The following is a 19,538-nucleotide window of genomic DNA, read 5'->3' as shown; positions in this document are numbered from 1 at the left end:
GGTTTTCACGGTCGACCGTGAAAACCGGCAATTTTCATTAGGCTGTGACCTCGATCAGGTTGAGCAGCTGGCTCAGATGGGCGATTTCACCCTCGATTCGCTGCCGGTACCAGGCGTACTCCAGACTGGCCGGTTTGTTGCCGGTCAGTTTGTAGAGTCGTCGTGCCTGATGCATGACGCCCCACAATTCCAGTTGTTCGGCGTGTTGTGCCAGTTCCTCGGCCTCGGTCTTCAGGGCATAGGCGTCAGGCGGCAGGGCGGCGAGTGCATCGCACATGGCTTCAACCCGCTCCTGTGCTTCGTCAATGAACAGGCGGTCAATCACTGGCGAGCGTTTCTGTTCTGGTTGGGCGTGCAGGCTTTCCAGGCGCTGGGCAAAGTGCCGGCAGCGTTCGCCGAAGGTTTCGTGTTCGAGACCTTTTTCTTCGTCCAGAGCTTCGATCGCGGCACTCAGTCCTGTCACCAGCTTTGGGTGTTCGCCGCTGATTTCAAGGCGGTCTATTGCGCTGGCCAAGGCTTCGCCAAAGCGCAGGCAGTCGGCGTCGGCCGTTTCCAGACAAATTGAGTAGAGAGCAAACAAGGCCGGGCGTAGGTCGTCGTCACCGTCCAGGTGGCGATTGCTCCAGGTCTGGTGCAGACGGGCTGCCGCGCTCAGCCAGCGCTGGTTCAGCTCCGCCGGAAAGCGGAGTGTCGCCGGTCGCGCCAGCCACGGCAGGATGGCCGCCGTGGCGTCCAGGGTGGGGGCGAGTGCGTTGCGGGTTTGTTCGAGATCTTCTTCGGAAATCGGGGGCATGCGGAAACCATCCATCAGGCAAGGGGGCGCCAAGTGGCGCCCCGGTTGCGGATGGGGTTTATTGAGCCGCAAGACGGGCAAAGGCGTCAACGACTTCAGGCGGAGCCTGAACCAGTTCGATCAGTACGCCTTCGCCGCCGATCGGCGATTCCTCGTTGCCCTTCGGGTGCAGGAAGCAGATGTCGAAACCGGCGGCGCCCTTGCGAATGCCACCGGGAGCAAAGCGTACCCCATTGGCCGACAGCCATTCGACGGCCTTCGGCAGATCGTCGATCCACAGACCGACGTGATTCAGCGGGGTGGTATGCACGGCTGGCTTTTTTTCTGGGTCGAGCGGTTGCATCAGGTCGACTTCGACCTTGAACGGGCCGCTGCCCATGGCGCAGATATCTTCGTCGACGTTCTCGCGTTCGGAAACGAAGTTGCCGGTAATTTCCAGGCCGAGCATGTCAACCCACAGGGTTTTCAGTTTTTCCTTGGAAGGGCCGCCAATCGCGATTTGCTGGATGCCAAGAACCTTGAACGGACGCTGCATGATCTGTTTCCTGTGTAAGTGAAAGACGTAATCCATAATTATAGAGATTCGCCCCTGACTCTCAAGCGGAAGATTCGACGGATCGCCGGGTTCGCAGCAGCAGGAACAGGCCGACCGCGATCATTGGCAGCGACAGCCATTGCCCCATGCTGATCGCGTAGGAATGGCCGAAAATCCCGGCGTCGGGTTCGCGGAAAAATTCCGTGACGAAACGGCAGGCTCCGTAACCGACCAGAAACAGCCCCGAAGCGAAGCTGCGGGGGCGGGCTTTCACGGTCGACAGCCACAACACGGCAAAAAGCAGAAAACCTTCGAGGCCGATGTGGTAAAGCTGCGAGGGATGTCGCGGCAGCAAGTCGCCGGCTTGCGGGAAAGCCATTGCCCAGGGCAGGTCGCTCCCGGCAACGCGGCCCCATAACTCGCCGTTGATGAAGTTGCCGAGGCGCCCTGCGGCTAACCCCAGTGGCACTAGCGGTGCAATGAAGTCGGTAACGGCAAACCAGTCGGTTCCATGCTTGCGTGCCCATGCAGCCATGGCCATCAACACGCCGAGAAAGCCTCCATGGAAACTCATCCCGCCTTTCCAGATGGCGAGGATTTCCAGAGGATTGCTCAGGTAATAGCCCGGTTCGTAAAACAGCACCTGGCCGAGGCGGCCACCGAAAATCACGCCAAGCATTCCGTAGAACAGCAGGTCGTCAAGTTGTTCCTGATCGAAGGGGGCGTTGCCGCGCCGGATGCGCAGGCGGCCGAGCAGGATGAACTGGGCAAAGGCCAGCAGGTACATCAGACCGTACCAGCGGACGGCGAGTGGTCCGAGCGAAAACGCGATCGGATCGAATTGCGGGTGGATCAGCATCGGTAGCAAGAGTGGGCTAGAATTGGCCGATTATAGTTCGCGCCGCAGGCCTTGCTCCCGGCGCATTGATTTCGTCCGACACGGAGACTGAATATGCCCCAGTATCGTTCCCGCACTTCCACCCATGGCCGCAACATGGCTGGTGCCCGCGCTCTTTGGCGTGCCACCGGCATGAAGGATGGCGATTTCGGCAAGCCGATCATCGCGGTGGTCAACTCGTTTACTCAATTTGTGCCGGGGCACGTGCATCTGAAGGACCTGGGGCAGATGGTTGCCCGCGAAATCGAGGCCGCAGGCGGGATTGCCAAGGAGTTCAACACGATCGCAATTGATGACGGCATCGCGATGGGGCACAGCGGTATGCTCTATTCGTTGCCGTCGCGCGATCTGATTGCCGATTCGGTCGAATACATGGTCAATGCGCATTGCGCCGATGCAATGGTTTGTATTTCGAATTGCGACAAGATCACCCCGGGTATGTTGATGGCGGCAATGCGCTTGAACATTCCGGTTGTTTTCGTGTCCGGTGGTCCAATGGAAGCCGGCAAAGTCAAATTGCAGGACAAGGTGGTTCATCTGGATCTGGTCGATGCGATGGTTAAGGCTGCCGATGCCTCGGTGCCGCAGGCAGAACTGGATGAAATCGAACGTTCGGCCTGTCCGACCTGTGGCTCCTGTTCGGGAATGTTTACTGCCAACTCGATGAATTGTCTGACCGAGGCACTCGGTCTTAGCTTGCCCGGTAATGGCACGGTGGTGGCGACGCATGCGGACCGCAGGCAGTTGTTCCTGAAGGCCGGGCGTCTGGCTGTCGAACTGTGCAAGCGCTACTACGAAGAGGACGACGCTTCCGTGTTGCCGCGTTCGATTGCGACACGCGGTGCGTTTGAAAACGCCATGACCCTCGATGTGGCGATGGGCGGGTCGACCAACACCGTTCTGCACATTCTTGCTGCTGCGCAGGAGGCTGGAATCGATTTCACGATGGCCGACATTGACCGAATTTCTCGCTCGGTTCCGTGTTTGTGTAAAGTGGCTCCGATGACCGATAAATATCACATCGAGGATGTTCATCGCGCCGGCGGGATCATGGGAATTCTGGGGGAACTTGACCGCGCCGGGTTGATTCACCGCGATGCTCCGACTGTTCACGCGCGGAATCTCGGTGAGGCGATTGATCGCTGGGATGTGATTCGCGAGCATGACATCGCCGTGCACGAGTTTTTCAAGGCTGCGCCGGGCGGTGTGCCAACGCAGGTGGCCTTCTCCCAAGGGCGTCGCTTCAATGAGCTGGATCTGGACCGGACCCATGGCTGCATCCGCAATCTGGCCAACGCGTATTCCAAGGACGGCGGCTTGGCGGTTCTCTACGGAAACATCGCTCTTGATGGCTGTATCGTCAAAACGGCCGGGGTTGATGAGTCAATCTGGCAGTTTTCCGGGCGCGCCCGGGTCTTTGAAAGTCAGGATTCTGCCGTCGAGGCAATTCTCGGCGGGGAGGTGGTCGCCGGGGATGTGGTCGTGATTCGCTACGAGGGTCCCAAGGGGGGGCCGGGTATGCAGGAAATGCTTTATCCGACCTCTTACCTCAAGTCGATGGGGTTGGGTAAGGCCTGTGCGCTATTGACCGATGGCCGTTTTTCTGGGGGTACCTCGGGCTTGTCGATTGGTCATGCTTCCCCAGAGGCTGCTGATGGCGGAGCAATCGGGTTGGTTAACGAAGGAGATCGGATCGAGATCGATATTCCCGGGCGGCGGATTCATCTGGCGGTGAGCGACGAAGAATTGGCGGCTCGCCGGGGTGCCATGGAGGCCAAGGGGGAGGCTGCTTGGCAGCCGGAAAGTCGCCAGCGCGAAGTTTCGGCGGCGCTCCAGGCGTATGCTCTGATGGCAACCTCGGCGGACAAGGGGGCTGTGCGCGACGTGCGACAGATTCGCCGCAAGTAAGCTTGGTTTGGCCTGCAGGGGGCGTGGTGTTGCTCCCTTGTTACAGGGCTGCTGTTTTTTTGGCAAAAAGCGCAGCCCGGTGGTAAGAGAACTGGCGTCTGTTCGCCTTCGTCTATATCATCGGAGCCTGCTTTTTTAACATCAACTCTTCTATTACGGAGCGAGAGAATGAAAGCTGTTTACGTTGCAATGATGGCCGCTGCTGGTATTGCCATGATGGGCCAGGCCCAGGCGGACGAAGCTCTGGCTAAGGCCAAGAACTGCATGTCCTGCCACGCTATTGACAAGAAGCTGGTTGGTCCTTCCTACAAGGATGTGGCAGCCAAGTACAAGGGTGATGGCAAGGCTGCAGCAACCCTGGCCGCCAAGATCAAGACCGGTGGCAAGGGCGTCTGGGGCGAGATTCCGATGCCCCCGAACAACGTCACCGAAGACGAAGCCAAGAAGCTTGCAGCCTGGGTTCTGGCGACCAAGTAATCGGATCGCTGCTTTGCGGCCTGCTTATCCGCGGGCTTCAAAACAAAACGCCTTGCAGCATTGCAAGGCGTTTTGTTTTGAAGTGGATGGAAAAAAGTGTGCGTAGGTGTTGACAGTGGTTGTGCTTATCTGGAGAATAGCGGGCTCTTCAGGAGGGATTCCCGAGCGGTCAAAGGGATCAGACTGTAAATCTGACGGCACTGCCTTCGAAGGTTCGAATCCTTCTCCCTCCACCAGATTTGCGCTGTAGCGGTTATTGCTGCGAGCGAGGTTAAGCGGGTGTAGCTCAATGGTAGAGCTGAAGCCTTCCAAGCTTAAGACGAGGGTTCGATTCCCTTCACCCGCTCCAAGAATCGGTACGGTTGGAGTTTTAGGTAGGCCCATGTGGCTCAGTGGTAGAGCACTCCCTTGGTAAGGGAGAGGTCGGCAGTTCGATCCTGCCCATGGGCACCACCATTAGCTTGCTTCTGGATTTTTTACTTATTTGATTATTTGAGGAACTGGAATGGCTAAGGAAAAATTCGAGCGTACGAAGCCGCACGTTAACGTTGGTACGATTGGTCACGTTGACCACGGTAAGACCACGCTGACCGCTGCGATTACCACCGTGCTGGCTGCCAAGTTTGGTGGTGCAGCCAAGAAGTACGACGAAATCGATGCCGCTCCGGAAGAGAAGGCTCGCGGTATTACGATTAACACCGCTCACGTCGAATACGAAACCGAAAATCGTCACTATGCTCACGTTGACTGCCCGGGTCACGCTGACTACGTGAAGAACATGATTACCGGTGCCGCCCAGATGGACGGCGCGATCCTGGTGTGTTCCGCTGCTGACGGCCCGATGCCGCAGACTCGCGAGCACATCCTGCTGGCCCGTCAGGTTGGTGTGCCGTACGTTCTGGTGTTCATGAACAAGTGCGACATGGTTGACGACGCCGAGCTGCTCGAGCTGGTCGAAATGGAGCTGCGCGAGCTGCTGTCCAAGTACGACTTCCCGGGCGACGACACCCCGATCATCCACGGTTCCGCACTGAAGGCCCTGGAAGGCGACCAGTCCGAAATCGGTGAGCCGGCAATTTTCCGCCTGGCGGCTGCTCTGGATTCCTACATCCCGACCCCGGAACGTGCGGTTGATATGCCGTTCCTGATGCCGGTTGAAGACGTGTTCTCCATCTCTGGTCGCGGTACTGTTGTGACCGGCCGTGTTGAGCGCGGTATCGTCAAGGTTGGCGAAGAAATCGAAATCGTTGGTATTCGTCCGACCCAGAAGACCACCTGTACCGGTGTCGAAATGTTCCGCAAGCTGCTGGATCAGGGTCAGGCTGGCGACAACATCGGCGCGCTGCTGCGTGGTACCAAGCGTGAAGACGTCGAACGTGGTCAGGTGCTGTGCAAGCCGGGTTCCATCACCCCGCACACCCACTTCACGGGCGAAGTGTACGTTCTGTCCAAGGACGAAGGTGGTCGTCACACCCCGTTCTTCAACAACTACCGTCCGCAGTTCTACTTCCGTACGACCGACGTGACTGGCGCGATTTCGCTGCCGGAAGGCGTTGAGATGGTTATGCCGGGTGACAACATCCAGATGACCGTCAAGCTGATCGCTCCGATCGCTATGGAAGAAGGCCTGCGCTTCGCAATTCGCGAAGGTGGTCGTACCGTCGGTGCTGGCGTCGTCGCCAAGATCATCGAGTAATTTGCTTCTTCAGGGACGCTCTGTTATGGAGCGTCCTGATGTCTCTGCCGCAGGGGTGTAGCTCAATTGGTAGAGCAACGGTTTCCAAAACCGTAGGTCGGGGGTTCGATTCCCTCCGCCCCTGCCAAATCATTTTAAGATCGCAAACGTCATGTCCGACAAGATCAAGTTTGCGCTGGCGCTGGTTGTACTGGCTGCCGGCGTAGCTGGCTTCTACCTGCTTTCCGAGCAGGCGGCCATTCTGCGTCTGCTGGTTGTGTTGTTGGGTGTGGTGCTGGCTGCTTTGGTGATGTGGAAAACCGAGGCTGGTCAGCGTTTTTTTGTTTTCGCCAACGAGTCGGTTGTCGAAGCGAAAAAAGTAGTTTGGCCCTCCCGCAAAGAAACCATGCAGACCACTGGTGCTGTATTTGCATTTGTTGTTGTCATGGCGATCTTCCTGTATCTCACAGACAAGAGTCTGGAGTGGGTGTTGTATGACCTTGTTCTGGGTTGGAAGAAATCATGAGTAAGCGTTGGTATGTAGTTCACGCCTATTCGGGCTTCGAGAAAAGTGTAATGCGCGCCATTCAGGAGCGCATTTCCCGCATGGGGATGCAAGACAAATTTGGTCGCATTCTCGTGCCGGTCGAAGAAGTCGTTGAAATGAAGGGTGGCCAGAAGTCCATTTCTGAGCGCAAATTCTTTCCGGGCTATGTCCTGGTTGAAATGGAAATGGATGATGATAGTTGGCATCTGGTAAAGAATACCCCGAAAGTGACCGGTTTTGTCGGTGGGACCGCTACCCGGCCAACCCCGATTTCCGAGCGCGAAGTCGACAAGATCATGCAGCAAATGCAGGATGGTGTTGAAAAGCCGCGGCCGAAAATCCTTTTCGAAATTGGCGAGGTGGTTCGTGTCAAGGAAGGTCCATTCACGGACTTCCACGGCTCGGTCGAAGATGTCAATTACGAAAAGAATCGCCTGCGTGTGTCCGTGACCATTTTCGGTCGCGCAACCCCGGTTGAACTCGAGTTCGGTCAGGTCGAAAAGTCCTGATCGGTTGAAAGGGCAAGTCAGCCGCCCAGAGGCTGACAAGAGGAGCATTTTTCTCCTGGCGGATAAAAATGCGCTATCACTCACTACATTGGAGTTAACATGGCCAAGAAAATTACCGGCTATATCAAGCTGCAAGTGCCTGCTGGCAAAGCCAATCCGTCGCCCCCGATCGGTCCGGCACTGGGTCAGCGTGGTCTGAATATCATGGAATTCTGCAAGGCGTTCAACGCTCAGACTCAAGGTGTCGAGCCGGGTCTGCCGATTCCGGTTGTGATCACCGCCTACGCCGACAAGTCTTTCACTTTCGTGATGAAGACGCCGCCGGCTACGATCTTGATTAAGAAAGCCGCCGGTATCAAGTCTGGTTCGGCCAAGCCGCATACCGACAAAGTGGGCAAGATTACTCGTGCTCAAGCCGAAGAAATCGCCAAGACCAAGATGCCTGACCTGACTGCCGCCGATATGGAAGCAGCGGTTCGCACTATCGCGGGTTCTGCCCGTTCGATGGGTATCACGGTGGAGGGGCTCTAATCATGGCTAAGCTGACCAAAAAGCAAAAGGCCCAGCAGGGCAAGATTGAAGCGCAGAAGCTTTACCCGGTTCAGGAAGCTCTGACGCTGGCTAAGGAAACTGCAACCGCCAAGTTTGACGAGTCCATCGATGTGGCCGTCAACTTGGGGGTTGATGCACGTAAATCCGACCAGGTCGTTCGCGGTTCTGTCGTGCTGCCGGCTGGTACCGGTAAGTCCGTCCGTGTTGCCGTGTTCGCCCAAGGCGACAAGGCCGAAGCTGCCAAGGCAGCCGGTGCAGAGGTTGTTGGTTTCGACGATCTGGCCGCTGATGTCAAGGCGGGTAAGCTTGACTTTGATGTTGTCATCGCAACCCCCGATGCCATGCGCGTTGTAGGCCAACTCGGTCAGATTCTTGGCCCCCGTGGCCTGATGCCGAACCCGAAGGTCGGTACCGTGACCATGGACGTCGCTACCGCCGTCAAGAACGCCAAGGCCGGTCAGGTTCAGTACCGCACCGACAAGGCTGGTATCATTCACGCGACCATCGGCCGTGCTTCTTTCAGCGTTGAAAGCCTCGAGTCTAACTTGAAGGCGCTGATTGAGGCGTTGAACAAGGCCAAGCCGGCTTCCTCGAAAGGCCAGTACCTGCGCAAGGTTGCTGTTGCCGCAACGATGGGGCCTGGCGTCCGCATCGATCAGGCTACCCTGGTCGGCTAAAAAACTTTGGGCCACGGTCCGGGTTGTTGGTAACAGCCTGGATTGTGGATCGTCAAAGACCGCAGGTGTCGCAGAGATTACGGTCGACGCGACTTAATCGGCAAAATCAACCTGCGCAGACGGTGTCCCCGAACAAGATTTCTGCCTTTTAACGAAGGCAAGCTTCTGGTTCAGGTCGCCGTATAGGGGCGGAGGGAAACTTCCGCATTATGACTTGAAAGGAGGAAAGACCCGTGGGTCTCAATCTGAACGACAAAAAAGCTGTCGTCGCCGAGGTTTCGGCACAAGTGGCTAATGCCCAGACGATCGCGATTGCCGAATACCGTGGCATCGAGGTCGGTGACCTCACCGTGCTGCGCAAGAAGGCTCGCGAATCTGGCGTTTACCTGCGCGTGCTGAAGAACACCCTCGTCCGTCGCGCGGTGGCCGACACCGAGTTTGCCGGCCTGGCTGACCAGATGGTTGGTCCGCTGATTTACAGCATCTCCGCCGACCCCGTGGCAGCTGCGAAAGTCCTGAACGACTTCGCAAAGACCAACGACAAGCTGGTGCTCAAGGCCGGTTCTTATGCCGGCAAGACGCTCGACAAGGCTGGTGTCCAGGCTCTCGCCTCGGTCCCGAGCCGCGAAGAACTGCTCTCCAAGCTGCTGTACGTCATGCAAGCTCCGGTCGCCGGCTTTGTCCGCGCTGTGGATGCACTGGCTAAAAAGCGCGAAGAAGAAGCTGCCGCAGCTTGATCATTACCGCATACGAACTGAATTAGGAGTACTTTGAAATGGCAATTAGCAAAGAAGACATCCTGGAAGCCGTTGGCTCCCTGACCGTTATGGAACTGAACGACCTGGTCAAGGCGTTCGAAGAGAAGTTTGGCGTTTCCGCTGCCGCCGTCGCCGTTGCTGGCCCGGCTGCTGGTGGTGCTGCCGCTGCTGAAGAGCAGACCGAATTCACCGTTGTTCTGGCTGCTGCCGGCGACAAGAAGGTTGAAGTCATTAAGGTCGTCCGTGCTGTTACCGGCCTGGGCCTGAAGGAAGCCAAGGACCTGGTTGATGGTGCTCCGAAGCCCCTGAAGGAAGGCGTCTCCAAGGCTGATGCAGAAGCCCTGAAGAAGCAGCTGGAAGAAGCTGGCGCCAAGGTCGAGATCAAGTAATCTTGATCGACAGGATGGGCTGGGGACTTTGTCTCCGGCCCTTTTGTGCTTTGTAAAACTGATTCTGTACAAAACTGCACCCTTCTCCGCTGGCAAACGCAAATGGCGCTCTTCCTAAATAATTAGGCGGAGTTCGTTTGCGTTTGCCCGTTTCGATGGGCCCAATGTTTGATTTCATCCTCACGGAGTTACCATGACTTACTCCTTCACCGAGAAGAAACGCATCCGTAAGAGTTTCGCCAAGCGCGATAGCGTGCTTGACGTTCCTTTCTTGTTGTCAACCCAGCTCGATTCTTTCGAAGCGTTTTTGCAGGCGGATATTCCGACCGAGCAGCGCAAGAACGAAGGGCTGCAAGCGGCGTTCACCTCGATTTTCCCGATCGTTTCCCATTCCGGTAACGCCAGGCTGGAGTTTGTCAGTTACATGCTCGGCGAGCCGGCCTTCGATGTGACTGAGTGCCAGCAGCGCGGTCTGACCTTCGCGTCGTCTCTGCGGGCCAAGGTTCGTCTTGTGATCATGGATCGCGATGCGCCCGACACCGTGAAAGAGGTCAAGGAGCAGGAAGTTTACATGGGGGAAATCCCCTTGATGACCAAGAATGGTTCGTTCGTGATCAACGGAACCGAGCGCGTCATCGTTTCCCAGTTGCACCGCTCGCCCGGCGTGTTTTTCGAGCATGACCGCGGCAAGACCCATAGTTCCGGCAAGTTGCTGTTCTCCGCTCGCGTCATTCCTTACCGTGGCTCTTGGCTCGATTTCGAATTCGATCCTAAAGACACGCTGTTCTTCCGGGTGGATCGTCGTCGCAAGATGCCGGTAACGACGCTGCTCAAAGCAATCGGGATGAGTTCAGAAGAAATCCTGGCTCAGTTCTTCGAGTTCGATACTTTCCTGCTGGGGCGCGAAAGTGTCGAGTTTTCCCTCGTGCCCGAGCGTTTGCGGGGTGAGGTTGCTCGTTTTGACTTCGTCGCTCCTGACGGCAAAGTGATTGTTGCCAAAGACAAACGGATCACGGCAAAGCACATTCGCGATATTGCCGCGGCCGGTCTCAAGCAGGTTGCCGTGCCGGAAGAGTTCATTCTCGGGCGCGTGGTGGCAAAGAACATCATCGATAAGGCAACGGGCGAGGTGATTGCCAATGCCAACGACGAGATTACCGAGACGTTGCTGGCCAAGTTGCGCGAAGCCGAGGTTGCGACGGTTGAAACGTTGTACACCAACGATCTGGACCGTGGAGCGTTCATTTCCAACACCCTGCGGGCAGATGAAACCGCGTCCCGCCAAGCGGCAAGAATTGCAATTTATCGCATGATGCGTCCGGGGGAGCCGCCGACGGAAGAGGCGGTGGAGATTCTGTTCAACGGTTTGTTCTATTCCGACGAGCGCTACGACCTGTCCGGCGTCGGCCGGATGAAGTTCAACCGCCGTCTCGCTCGCCCCGACGTCATTGAATACAAGGTGATGGTGCGCTCGCTTGCCTCGAAGGCTGAGGCAGCCCTGAACAAGCTGGCAGACGCTGCCGGAGTGTCGCTTGACCTGATTCACGACATCGTAAACGGTTTGCCTTACGGCCCGCGCGCGCTGGCAGAAAACCTCACGCAGGAAGTGGCCAAGACGCTGCATGACAAAGTCAAGGCCGCGGGCGCCAGCCTGGAAGTTCGCGAGCAACTGACGCTTAGCCCGTTGGATATCGTCGAAGTGATCAAGATTCTCGTTGAACTGCGCAATGGCCGCGGAGAAATTGACGATATCGATCACCTGGGTAACCGCCGTGTTCGCTCGGTGGGTGAACTTGCCGAAAATCAGTTCCGGGCTGGTCTTGTCCGTGTGGAGCGCGCAGTCAAGGAACGGTTGAGCCAGGCTGAGTCCGACAACCTGATGCCGCATGATCTGATTAACGCCAAGCCGATCAGTGCTGCGATCAAGGAGTTTTTTGGCTCCAGCCAACTTTCCCAGTTTATGGATCAAACCAACCCGTTGTCGGAAATTACGCACAAACGGCGTGTTTCGGCACTCGGTCCTGGCGGTTTGACCCGCGAGCGTGCGGGCTTTGAAGTTCGTGACGTGCATCCCACCCACTATGGTCGCGTGTGCCCGATCGAAACGCCGGAAGGTCCGAACATCGGCCTGATCAACTCGCTGGCGCTTTATGCTAGGGTCAATTCCTACGGCTTTATCGAGACCGCTTACCGGCGTGTGATCGATAGCAAGGTTACCGACCAAATCGAGTATCTGTCGGCAATTGAGGAAGGTAACTATGTCGTTGCGCAGGCAAACGCCGCGCTTGATGGCGAAGGCCGCCTGATCGACGAGCTGGTTACCTGCCGTGAAAAAGGCGAAACCATCCTGTCGGAGCCAGCTCGTGTTCAGTACATGGACGTGGCTCCGGGCCAGATTGTTTCGGTCGCCGCCTCGTTGATTCCGTTCCTCGAGCATGACGATGCGAACCGCGCGCTGATGGGCGCCAACATGCAACGTCAGGCGGTGCCTTGTCTGCGTCCGGAAAAGCCGCTGGTCGGTACCGGCATCGAGCGCACTGTCGCGGTTGACTCGGGCACGGCCGTAGTTGCCCGGCGTGGCGGCAAGGTCGACTACGTTGATGCCGGCCGCGTTGTGGTCCGCGTCAATGATGCGGAAGCGGTAGCTGGTGAGGTTGGCGTCGATATCTACAATCTCACCAAGTACACCCGCTCGAACCAGAATACCAATATCAATCAGCGTCCTATGGTTCGCGTGGGCGACATCATCGCCAGCGGCGATGTGGTTGCTGACGGGGCATCGACCGATAAGGGCGAACTGGCTCTTGGTCAGAACATGCTGATCGCGTTCATGCCGTGGAACGGTTACAACTTCGAAGATTCGATCCTCATTTCTGAGCGTGTTGTGGCAGAAGACCGTTACACCTCGATCCATATCGAGGAGTTGACCGTTGTTGCACGCGATACGAAGCTTGGCCCCGAGGAAATTACCCGCGATATCGCTTCGCTGGGCGAAGTGCAGTTGTCGCGTCTCGATGACTCCGGGATTGTGTATATCGGTGCTGAGGTGCAGGCGGGTGATGTTCTGGTGGGCAAGGTGACGCCCAAGGGCGAAACCCAGTTGACTCCGGAAGAAAAGCTGCTGCGTGCAATTTTCGGCGAGAAGGCATCTGATGTTAAGGATACTTCGCTGCGTGTGCCCTCGGGTATTGCCGGTACGGTCATTGACGTACAAGTGTTCACCCGCGAGGGGATCGAGCGTGACAAGCGCGCCCAGTCAATCATTGATGAGCACCTGCGTCACTACAAACTCGATCTCGCCGACCAGATGCGGATTGTCGAACGCGATGCGTTCGAGCGGGTGGGTCGCCTGATCGTCGGCAAGAAAGCCAACGGTGGTCCGAAGAAGCTGTCCAAGGGGGCTGTTATCGAGCAGGCCTATCTCGATAGCATGGATCCCCACCACTGGTTCGATATCCGCGTGGCGGACGAGGAGCTGGCGCTGCAACTCGAACAGACCCGCGAAGGTCTCGAGCAGGCACGCAAGGAGTTTGATGTTGCCTTCGAGGCCAAGCGCAAGAAGCTGACTCAGGGCGATGAATTGCCGCCTGGCGTCCAGAAAATGGTCAAGGTATACGTTGCCGTCAAACGCCGCCTGCAGCCAGGCGACAAGATGGCCGGTCGTCACGGTAACAAGGGTGTTGTATCCCGGATTCTTCCGGTTGAAGACATGCCGTACATGGAAGACGGTCGCCCGGTTGATATCGTGCTGAATCCGCTGGGTGTTCCGTCACGGATGAACGTTGGGCAGATTCTCGAAGTCCACCTCGGTCTCGCAGCCAAGGGGCTGGGTTACAAGATTGGCGACATGCTGCGTCGTCAGGCTGCGGTAACCGAGGTCCGTCAATTCCTTGATCAGGTTTATAACTGCAGTGGCAAGAGCGAAAATCTGGACGAATTGACTGACGTCGAAATCATGGAAATGGCTGGCAATCTGACCACGGGTGTGCCGTTTGCTACCCCAGTGTTCGATGGTGCCAAGGATGAGGAAATCAAGACCATGCTGCGCATGGCGGGGATGCCCGAGTCAGGTCAGATGACTTTGTTCGATGGCCGTACTGGTGATGCATTCGAGCGCCAGGTTACGGTCGGCTACATGCACTACCTGAAACTGCATCATCTGGTTGATGACAAGATGCACGCCCGTTCGACCGGTCCGTACTCGCTGGTTACCCAGCAGCCGTTGGGCGGTAAGGCACAGTTCGGTGGTCAGCGCTTCGGTGAAATGGAAGTGTGGGCACTGGAGGCCTATGGTGCATCGTATGTGCTGCAGGAAATGCTGACCGTCAAGTCGGATGACGTTAATGGCCGGACCAAGGTCTACGAAAACATCGTCAAGGGCGAGCACAAGATTGATGCCGGGATGCCGGAGTCGTTCAACGTGCTGGTCAAGGAAATCCGCTCGCTGGCGATCGATATCGATCTGGAACGCTACTGATTCAGGGCTTAGGAGTTAAACAATGAAAGCATTGCTCGATCTGTTCAAGCAGGTAACCGCCGAAGAGGAATTTGACGCGATTACCATCGGTCTCGCTTCGCCCGAAAAGATCCGTTCTTGGTCCTATGGCGAAGTCAAGAAGCCGGAAACCATCAACTACCGGACTTTCAAGCCGGAGCGTGATGGTCTGTTCTGTGCCAAGATTTTCGGCCCGGTCAAGGATTACGAATGCTTGTGTGGCAAGTACAAGCGTCTCAAGCATCGTGGCGTGATCTGTGAAAAGTGTGGCGTCGAAGTGACGCTGGCCAAGGTCCGCCGTGACCGCATGGGGCACATCGAACTGGCCTCGCCGGTTGCCCACATCTGGTTCCTCAAGTCGTTGCCATCCCGTTTGGGCATGGTGCTCGACATGACCTTGCGCGATATTGAACGTGTTCTGTATTTCGAAGCTTATGTGGTAACCGATCCGGGTATGGTCGGTAATCTGCAGCGCGCCCAGTTGCTGACCGAAGAGCAGTATCTGGACATGGTTGAAGAGCATGGTGACGACTTCCAGGCCCTGATGGGGGCTGAAGGCGTTCGCGAACTGCTGCGCAACCTAGATCTGGAAGGGGAGGTTGAGTCTCTGCGCGCAGAACTGGATGTCACGGGATCGGAAGCCAAGAACAAGAAGCTGGCCAAGCGCCTGAAGATTCTCGAAGGCTTCCTCAAGTCCGGTATCAAGCCGGATTGGATGATTCTCGAAGTACTGCCGGTTCTGCCGCCGGATCTGCGCCCCCTGGTGCCGCTGGACGGTGGCCGTTTTGCGACTTCCGATCTGAATGACCTCTATCGTCGCGTCATCAACCGTAACAACCGTCTGAAGCGCCTGCTGGAGTTGAAGGCTCCGGACATCATTGTTCGTAACGAAAAGCGGATGCTGCAGGAAGCGGTTGATTCGCTGCTTGATAACGGTCGCCGCGGTAAGGCGATGACCGGTGCCAACAAGCGCCCGCTGAAGTCGCTGGCCGACATGATCAAGGGTAAAGGCGGTCGTTTCCGTCAGAACCTGCTGGGTAAGCGCGTCGACTACTCCGGCCGTTCGGTCATCGTGGTTGGTCCTCAGCTCAAGCTGCATCAATGCGGCCTGCCCAAGTTGATGGCACTGGAACTGTTCAAGCCTTTCATCTTTCACAAGCTGGAAGTGCTCGGTTATGCGACTACCATCAAGCAGGCCAAGAAGATGGTGGAAAGTCAGGAGCCGGTGGTCTGGGACATTCTGGAAGATGTCATCCGCGAACATCCGGTCATGCTGAACCGTGCTCCTACTCTGCACCGTCTGGGTATTCAAGCTTTCGAGCCGACCCTGATCGAAGGCAAGGCAATCCAGTTGCATCCGCTGGTTTGTGCGGCGTTCAACGCCGACTTCGACGGCGACCAGATGGCTGTTCACGTGCCGCTGTCGCTGGAAGCCCAGATGGAAGCCCGCACGCTGATGCTGGCCTCGAACAACGTGCTGTCGCCAGCTAACGGTCAGCCGATCATCGTGCCGTCGCAGGATATCGTTCTGGGTTTGTACTACGCCACCCGTGAGCGAATCAACGGCAAGGGCGAGGGCATGTATTTTGCCGACGTCGCCGAAGTCGAGCGTGCTCTCGCCGCCGGCCAGGTCGAACTGCACGCTCGCGTCAATGTCCGCCTGAAGCAGTACGAGCCTTCCACGGTCGACGGTGAGTGGAATGAAAAAATGGTGCGCACCGAAACTACGGTCGGCCGTGCCATTCTTTCCCAGATTCTGCCCAAGGGCCTGCCGTTCAAGGTGATCGACAAGGCCTTGAAGAAAAAGGAAATCTCCAAGCTGATCGATGAGTCGTTCCGCCGCTGTGGTCTGAAGGAAACGGTTGTTTTTGCTGACAAGCTGATGCAAAACGGCTATGCGTTGGCAACTCGCGCCGGTATTTCCTTCTGCTCCGATGACATGCTGGTTCCGGCCAAGAAGTATCAGATCATTGCCGAGGCCGAGGCCGAGGTTAAGGAGATCGAGGATCAGTACAAGAACGGTCTGGTGACCCAGGGCGAACGCTACAACAAGGTCGTTGATATCTGGGGGCGCACTGGTGACCAGGTCGCCAAGGTGATGATGGACGAACTCGGTCACGAGGAAGTCATTGATCGCCATGGCAAGAAGGTCAAGCAGGACTCCTTCAACTCGATTTACATGATGGCCGATTCGGGCGCGCGGGGTTCTGCAGCCCAGATTCGCCAGTTGGCTGGTATGCGCGGCCTGATGGCCAAGCCGGACGGTTCGATTATCGAAACTCCGATTACCACCAACTTCCGCGAAGGTCTGAACGTTCTCCAGTACTTCATCTCGACCCACGGCGCGCGTAAGGGTCTGGCTGATACCGCGTTGAAGACTGCGAACTCCGGTTACCTGACTCGTCGTTTGGTCGATGTGACTCAGGATCTGGTGATCACTGAAGATGATTGCGGAACCAGCAATGGTTTCGCTGTGAAGGCCTTGGTCGAAGGCGGTGAAGTGATTGAGCCGCTGCGTGAGCGGATCCTCGGTCGTGTTACGGTCGACGATCTGGTGGATCCGGAAACCCAGGAGACGGTGATTTTCTCCGGCACGATGCTCGACGAAGACCTGGTTGATCTGATCGATAAGCTGGGTATCGACGAAGTCAAGGTTCGTACGCCGCTGACCTGCGAAACCCGCTATGGCCTGTGCGCCAAGTGCTACGGTCGCGACCTCGGCCGCGGCACCATGGTTAACGCTGGCGAATCGGTTGGTGTGATTGCTGCTCAGTCAATTGGTGAGCCGGGTACTCAGCTCACCATGCGGACCTTCCACGTGGGTGGTGCTGCTTCCCGTGCTGCCGTGGCATCGCAGGTTGAGGCCAAATCCACCGGTACCGTCCGTCTGACTTCCAATATGCGCTACGTCACCAGCGCCAAGGGCGACAAGGTGGTGATTTCCCGTTCCGGCGAGGTCCTGATCACCGACGACCATGGGCGCGAGCGTGAGCGGCACAAGGTGCCCTATGGCGCGACTCTGGCCGTGGATGATGGTCAGCAGATCAAGGCAGGCACCAAGCTTGCTTCCTGGGATCCGCACACCCGTCCGATCGTCACCGAATATGCTGGTACTGTCCGCTTCGAAAACGTCGAAGAGGGCGTGACCGTTGCTAAGCAGGTCGACGATGTGACCGGTCTGTCAACCTTGGTTGTGATCGACTCCAAGCGCGGTGGTAAAGCGGCTGCCAAGGGTTTGCGCCCGGTGGTGCGACTGCTCGACGAGAATGGCCAGGAAGTTCGTGTAGCAGGCTCTGATCACGCGGTTTCGATTGCTTTCCAGGTAGGGGCAATCATCTCCGTGGTTGATGGTCAGCAGGTTGGTGTTGGCGATGTGCTGGCTCGTATGCCTCAGGAGTCAGCCAAGACTCGCGACATTACCGGCGGTCTGCCGCGCGTTGCCGAGTTGTTTGAAGCTCGTACGCCGAAGGATGCCTCGGTTCTCGCTGAATTTACCGGTACCATCAGCTTTGGTAAGGACACCAAGGGCAAGCAGCGGTTGATCATTACCGACCTGGATGGTCTGACCCACGAATACCTGATCCCGAAGGATAAGCATGTTCTTGTGCACGATGGTCAGGTGGTGAACAAGGGTGAGAAGATCGTCGAAGGCGAGCCCGATCCGCATGACATCCTCCGTCTGCAGGGCGTTGAGGCGCTGGCGCGTTACATCACTGATGAAGTTCAGGATGTTTACCGTTTGCAAGGTGTGAAGATTAACGATAAGCACATCGAAGTGATCGTCCGTCAGATGCTGCGTCGGGTGACCATTGTTGAACCGGGTGACACCAAGTTCATCAAGTCAGAGCAGGTCGAGCGTGCCGAGTTGCTTGCCGAAAATGATCGAGTAATTGCCGAGGGTAAATTGCCGGCAACTTTCGAGCACATGCTGCTGGGGATCACCAAGGCTTCGCTGTCTACCGACTCCTTTATTTCGGCAGCCTCTTTCCAGGAGACTACTCGTGTTCTTACCGAGGCTGCGATCATGGGCAAGCGCGACGAACTCCGCGGTCTCAAGGAGAACGTCATTGTGGGTCGCCTGATTCCCGCCGGTACTGGCCTGGCTTACCACCGCAGCCGCAAGGCGCAGGCCGAAGGTGAGGATCAAGGTATTTCTCAATTGGAAGAGTCCGCAGAGCAATTCGCCGGGCAGGATGCCGATCTGAGTGCATGAGCAATTTGGCCTCTGTGTCAAGTTGACACAGAGGCTTGAGCGATCATAGAATCTATGGTCTTTGTCGGCAGAGGCTAATCATTGTCTCTGCTTTGGATAACAAAATCGCCGGCTTCTAGCGAGGTCGGCAATTGAAGGAAGTTTGATATGCCGACCATCAACCAGCTCGTGCGCAAACCGCGAGTGGCCGAGAAGGCCAAGAGCAAGGTTCCTGCTCTGGAAAAGTGCCCGCAGAAGCGTGGCGTTTGCACCCGTGTTTACACCACGACCCCGAAAAAGCCGAACTCCGCGTTGCGTAAGGTTTGTAAGGTTCGCCTGACCAATGGCTTCGAAGTCATTTCCTACATCGGTGGTGAGGGTCACAACCTGCAGGAGCACTCCGTGGTTCTGATCCGTGGTGGTCGTGTCAAGGATTTGCCGGGTGTGCGTTACCACACCGTGCGCGGCTCCCTGGATACCCAGGGGGTCAAGGATCGTAAGCAGGCCCGTTCGAAGTACGGTGCCAAGCGTCCGAAGGCTGCCTAAGTTTTCTGGTGGCTTGAGTAAGTGGCCGTCTTGTGGCGGTCGAGAGGGCCGGGATGGGGTAACCCAGTTCCGGCTTTTCAACTGAATAGTGATCTATAGAGGTTAATATGCCCCGTCGTCGTGAAGTACCCAAGCGCGATATTCTGCCGGACCCGAAGTTCGGTAATGTCGAAGTCTCCAAGTTCATCAACGCCATTATGCAGAGCGGTAAGAAGTCTGTTGCCGAGCGCATCGTTTATGGTGCTTTTGACATCATCACCACCAAGTCCGGTAAGGATCCGCTGGAAGTCTTCGGCTCTGCCATGGCAAACGTCAAGCCGATGGTTGAAGTGAAGTCCCGCCGTGTGGGCGGTGCGAACTACCAGGTTCCGGTTGAAGTTCGTCCGGCTCGTCGCGCTGCTTTGGCAATGCGTTGGTTGCGTGAATCTGCTCGCAAGCGTTCCGAAAAGTCGATGGGTCAGCGTCTGGCAGCGGAAATGCTGGAAGCCGCCGAAAACCGCGGCGGCGCCGTCAAGAAGCGCGACGAAGTTCACCGTATGGCCGAAGCCAATAAGGCATTCGCTCACTTCCGCTTCTAATCCATCGAG

Annotated in this window: 16 protein-coding genes and 4 tRNA genes; 17 read left to right on the top strand and 3 right to left on the bottom strand. The window is 56.9% G+C overall.

Features of this window, described 5'->3' with window-relative positions; translation table 11 throughout:
• Window positions 1–37: 37 nt before the first annotated feature.
• Genes VX159_RS14505 through lgt form a run of 3 tightly spaced genes read right to left on the bottom strand, consistent with a single transcriptional unit; the run spans window position 38 to window position 2,187 of the window.
• Window positions 38–793, bottom strand: a complete 756-nt coding sequence (locus VX159_RS14505; protein ID WP_371323589.1) for a hypothetical protein — start codon at window positions 791–793, stop codon at window positions 38–40.
• Window positions 794–851: 58 nt separating this feature from the next.
• Window positions 852–1,331 (bottom strand): VOC family protein, encoded by a 480-nt coding sequence (locus VX159_RS14500; protein WP_371325533.1) that lies wholly within the window; start codon window positions 1,329–1,331, stop codon window positions 852–854.
• 58 nt (window positions 1,332–1,389) lie between these two features.
• Window positions 1,390–2,187, bottom strand: a complete 798-nt coding sequence (lgt, locus tag VX159_RS14495; protein WP_371323588.1) for a prolipoprotein diacylglyceryl transferase — start codon at window positions 2,185–2,187, stop codon at window positions 1,390–1,392.
• Window positions 2,188–2,280: 93 nt separating this feature from the next.
• Between lgt and ilvD the strand changes: the two genes are divergently transcribed.
• The 17 genes from ilvD to rpsG all read left to right on the top strand — a co-directional run bounded on the left by ilvD (window position 2,281) and on the right by rpsG (window position 19,529).
• Complete coding sequence (gene ilvD, locus VX159_RS14490) at window positions 2,281–4,134, top strand: dihydroxy-acid dehydratase (RefSeq protein ID WP_371323587.1); 1,854 nt, start codon at window positions 2,281–2,283, stop codon at window positions 4,132–4,134.
• Window positions 4,135–4,302: 168 nt separating this feature from the next.
• Window positions 4,303–4,611 carry a c-type cytochrome gene (locus tag VX159_RS14485; RefSeq protein WP_371323586.1) on the top strand — a complete coding sequence of 103 codons (309 nt, stop codon included), beginning with the start codon at window positions 4,303–4,305 and terminating at the stop codon, window positions 4,609–4,611.
• 151 nt (window positions 4,612–4,762) lie between these two features.
• Window positions 4,763–4,847 (top strand) — tRNA-Tyr (locus VX159_RS14480).
• Between the two features lie 39 nt (window positions 4,848–4,886).
• Window positions 4,887–4,960: transfer RNA gene (locus VX159_RS14475), tRNA-Gly, on the top strand.
• 29 nt (window positions 4,961–4,989) lie between these two features.
• A tRNA-Thr gene (locus VX159_RS14470) sits at window positions 4,990–5,064 on the top strand.
• Window positions 5,065–5,116: 52 nt separating this feature from the next.
• Complete coding sequence (gene tuf / locus VX159_RS14465; RefSeq protein ID WP_371323575.1) at window positions 5,117–6,307, top strand: elongation factor Tu; 1,191 nt, start codon at window positions 5,117–5,119, stop codon at window positions 6,305–6,307.
• Between the two features lie 51 nt (window positions 6,308–6,358).
• Window positions 6,359–6,434: transfer RNA gene (locus VX159_RS14460), tRNA-Trp, on the top strand.
• A 24-nt stretch (window positions 6,435–6,458) separates the two neighbouring features.
• The gene (gene secE / locus VX159_RS14455; RefSeq protein ID WP_371323585.1) at window positions 6,459–6,812 is read left to right on the top strand and encodes a preprotein translocase subunit SecE; all 354 of its coding nucleotides are present in this window, start codon (window positions 6,459–6,461) and stop codon (window positions 6,810–6,812) included.
• Window positions 6,809–7,342 (top strand): transcription termination/antitermination protein NusG, encoded by a 534-nt coding sequence (nusG, locus tag VX159_RS14450; protein WP_371323584.1) that lies wholly within the window; start codon window positions 6,809–6,811, stop codon window positions 7,340–7,342. The genes secE and nusG overlap by 4 nt, the downstream gene beginning before the upstream one ends.
• 99 nt (window positions 7,343–7,441) lie before the next feature.
• The gene (rplK, locus tag VX159_RS14445; protein WP_371323583.1) at window positions 7,442–7,873 is read left to right on the top strand and encodes a 50S ribosomal protein L11; all 432 of its coding nucleotides are present in this window, start codon (window positions 7,442–7,444) and stop codon (window positions 7,871–7,873) included.
• Between the two features lie 2 nt (window positions 7,874–7,875).
• Window positions 7,876–8,571 carry a 50S ribosomal protein L1 gene (gene rplA / locus VX159_RS14440; protein WP_371323582.1) on the top strand — a complete coding sequence of 232 codons (696 nt, stop codon included), beginning with the start codon at window positions 7,876–7,878 and terminating at the stop codon, window positions 8,569–8,571.
• 233 nt (window positions 8,572–8,804) lie between these two features.
• Window positions 8,805–9,308: a 50S ribosomal protein L10 gene (rplJ, locus tag VX159_RS14435; protein ID WP_371323581.1), complete on the top strand. Its 504-nt coding sequence runs from the start codon at window positions 8,805–8,807 to the stop codon at window positions 9,306–9,308.
• 38 nt (window positions 9,309–9,346) lie between these two features.
• Entirely contained in the window at window positions 9,347–9,718 is a 372-nt protein-coding gene (gene rplL / locus VX159_RS14430; RefSeq protein WP_371323580.1) for a 50S ribosomal protein L7/L12, read from the top strand.
• Between the two features lie 193 nt (window positions 9,719–9,911).
• Window positions 9,912–14,195, top strand: a complete 4,284-nt coding sequence (rpoB, locus tag VX159_RS14425; protein ID WP_371323579.1) for a DNA-directed RNA polymerase subunit beta — start codon at window positions 9,912–9,914, stop codon at window positions 14,193–14,195.
• A 22-nt stretch (window positions 14,196–14,217) separates the two neighbouring features.
• The gene (gene rpoC / locus VX159_RS14420) at window positions 14,218–18,426 is read left to right on the top strand and encodes a DNA-directed RNA polymerase subunit beta' (RefSeq protein WP_371323578.1); all 4,209 of its coding nucleotides are present in this window, start codon (window positions 14,218–14,220) and stop codon (window positions 18,424–18,426) included.
• A gap of 147 nt (window positions 18,427–18,573) precedes the next feature.
• Complete coding sequence (rpsL, locus tag VX159_RS14415; RefSeq protein WP_027456682.1) at window positions 18,574–18,951, top strand: 30S ribosomal protein S12; 378 nt, start codon at window positions 18,574–18,576, stop codon at window positions 18,949–18,951.
• Between the two features lie 107 nt (window positions 18,952–19,058).
• Window positions 19,059–19,529: a 30S ribosomal protein S7 gene (gene rpsG, locus VX159_RS14410; protein WP_371323577.1), complete on the top strand. Its 471-nt coding sequence runs from the start codon at window positions 19,059–19,061 to the stop codon at window positions 19,527–19,529.
• Window positions 19,530–19,538 lie beyond the last annotated feature (9 nt).

Origin of the sequence: Dechloromonas sp. ZY10 (assembly GCF_041378895.1) — a bacterium.
Taxonomy (GTDB): Bacteria; Pseudomonadota; Gammaproteobacteria; order Burkholderiales; family Rhodocyclaceae; genus Azonexus; species Azonexus aquae.
Note: the sequence above shows the minus strand (reverse complement) of the source record. Positions and strands in the feature narration are given on the sequence as shown.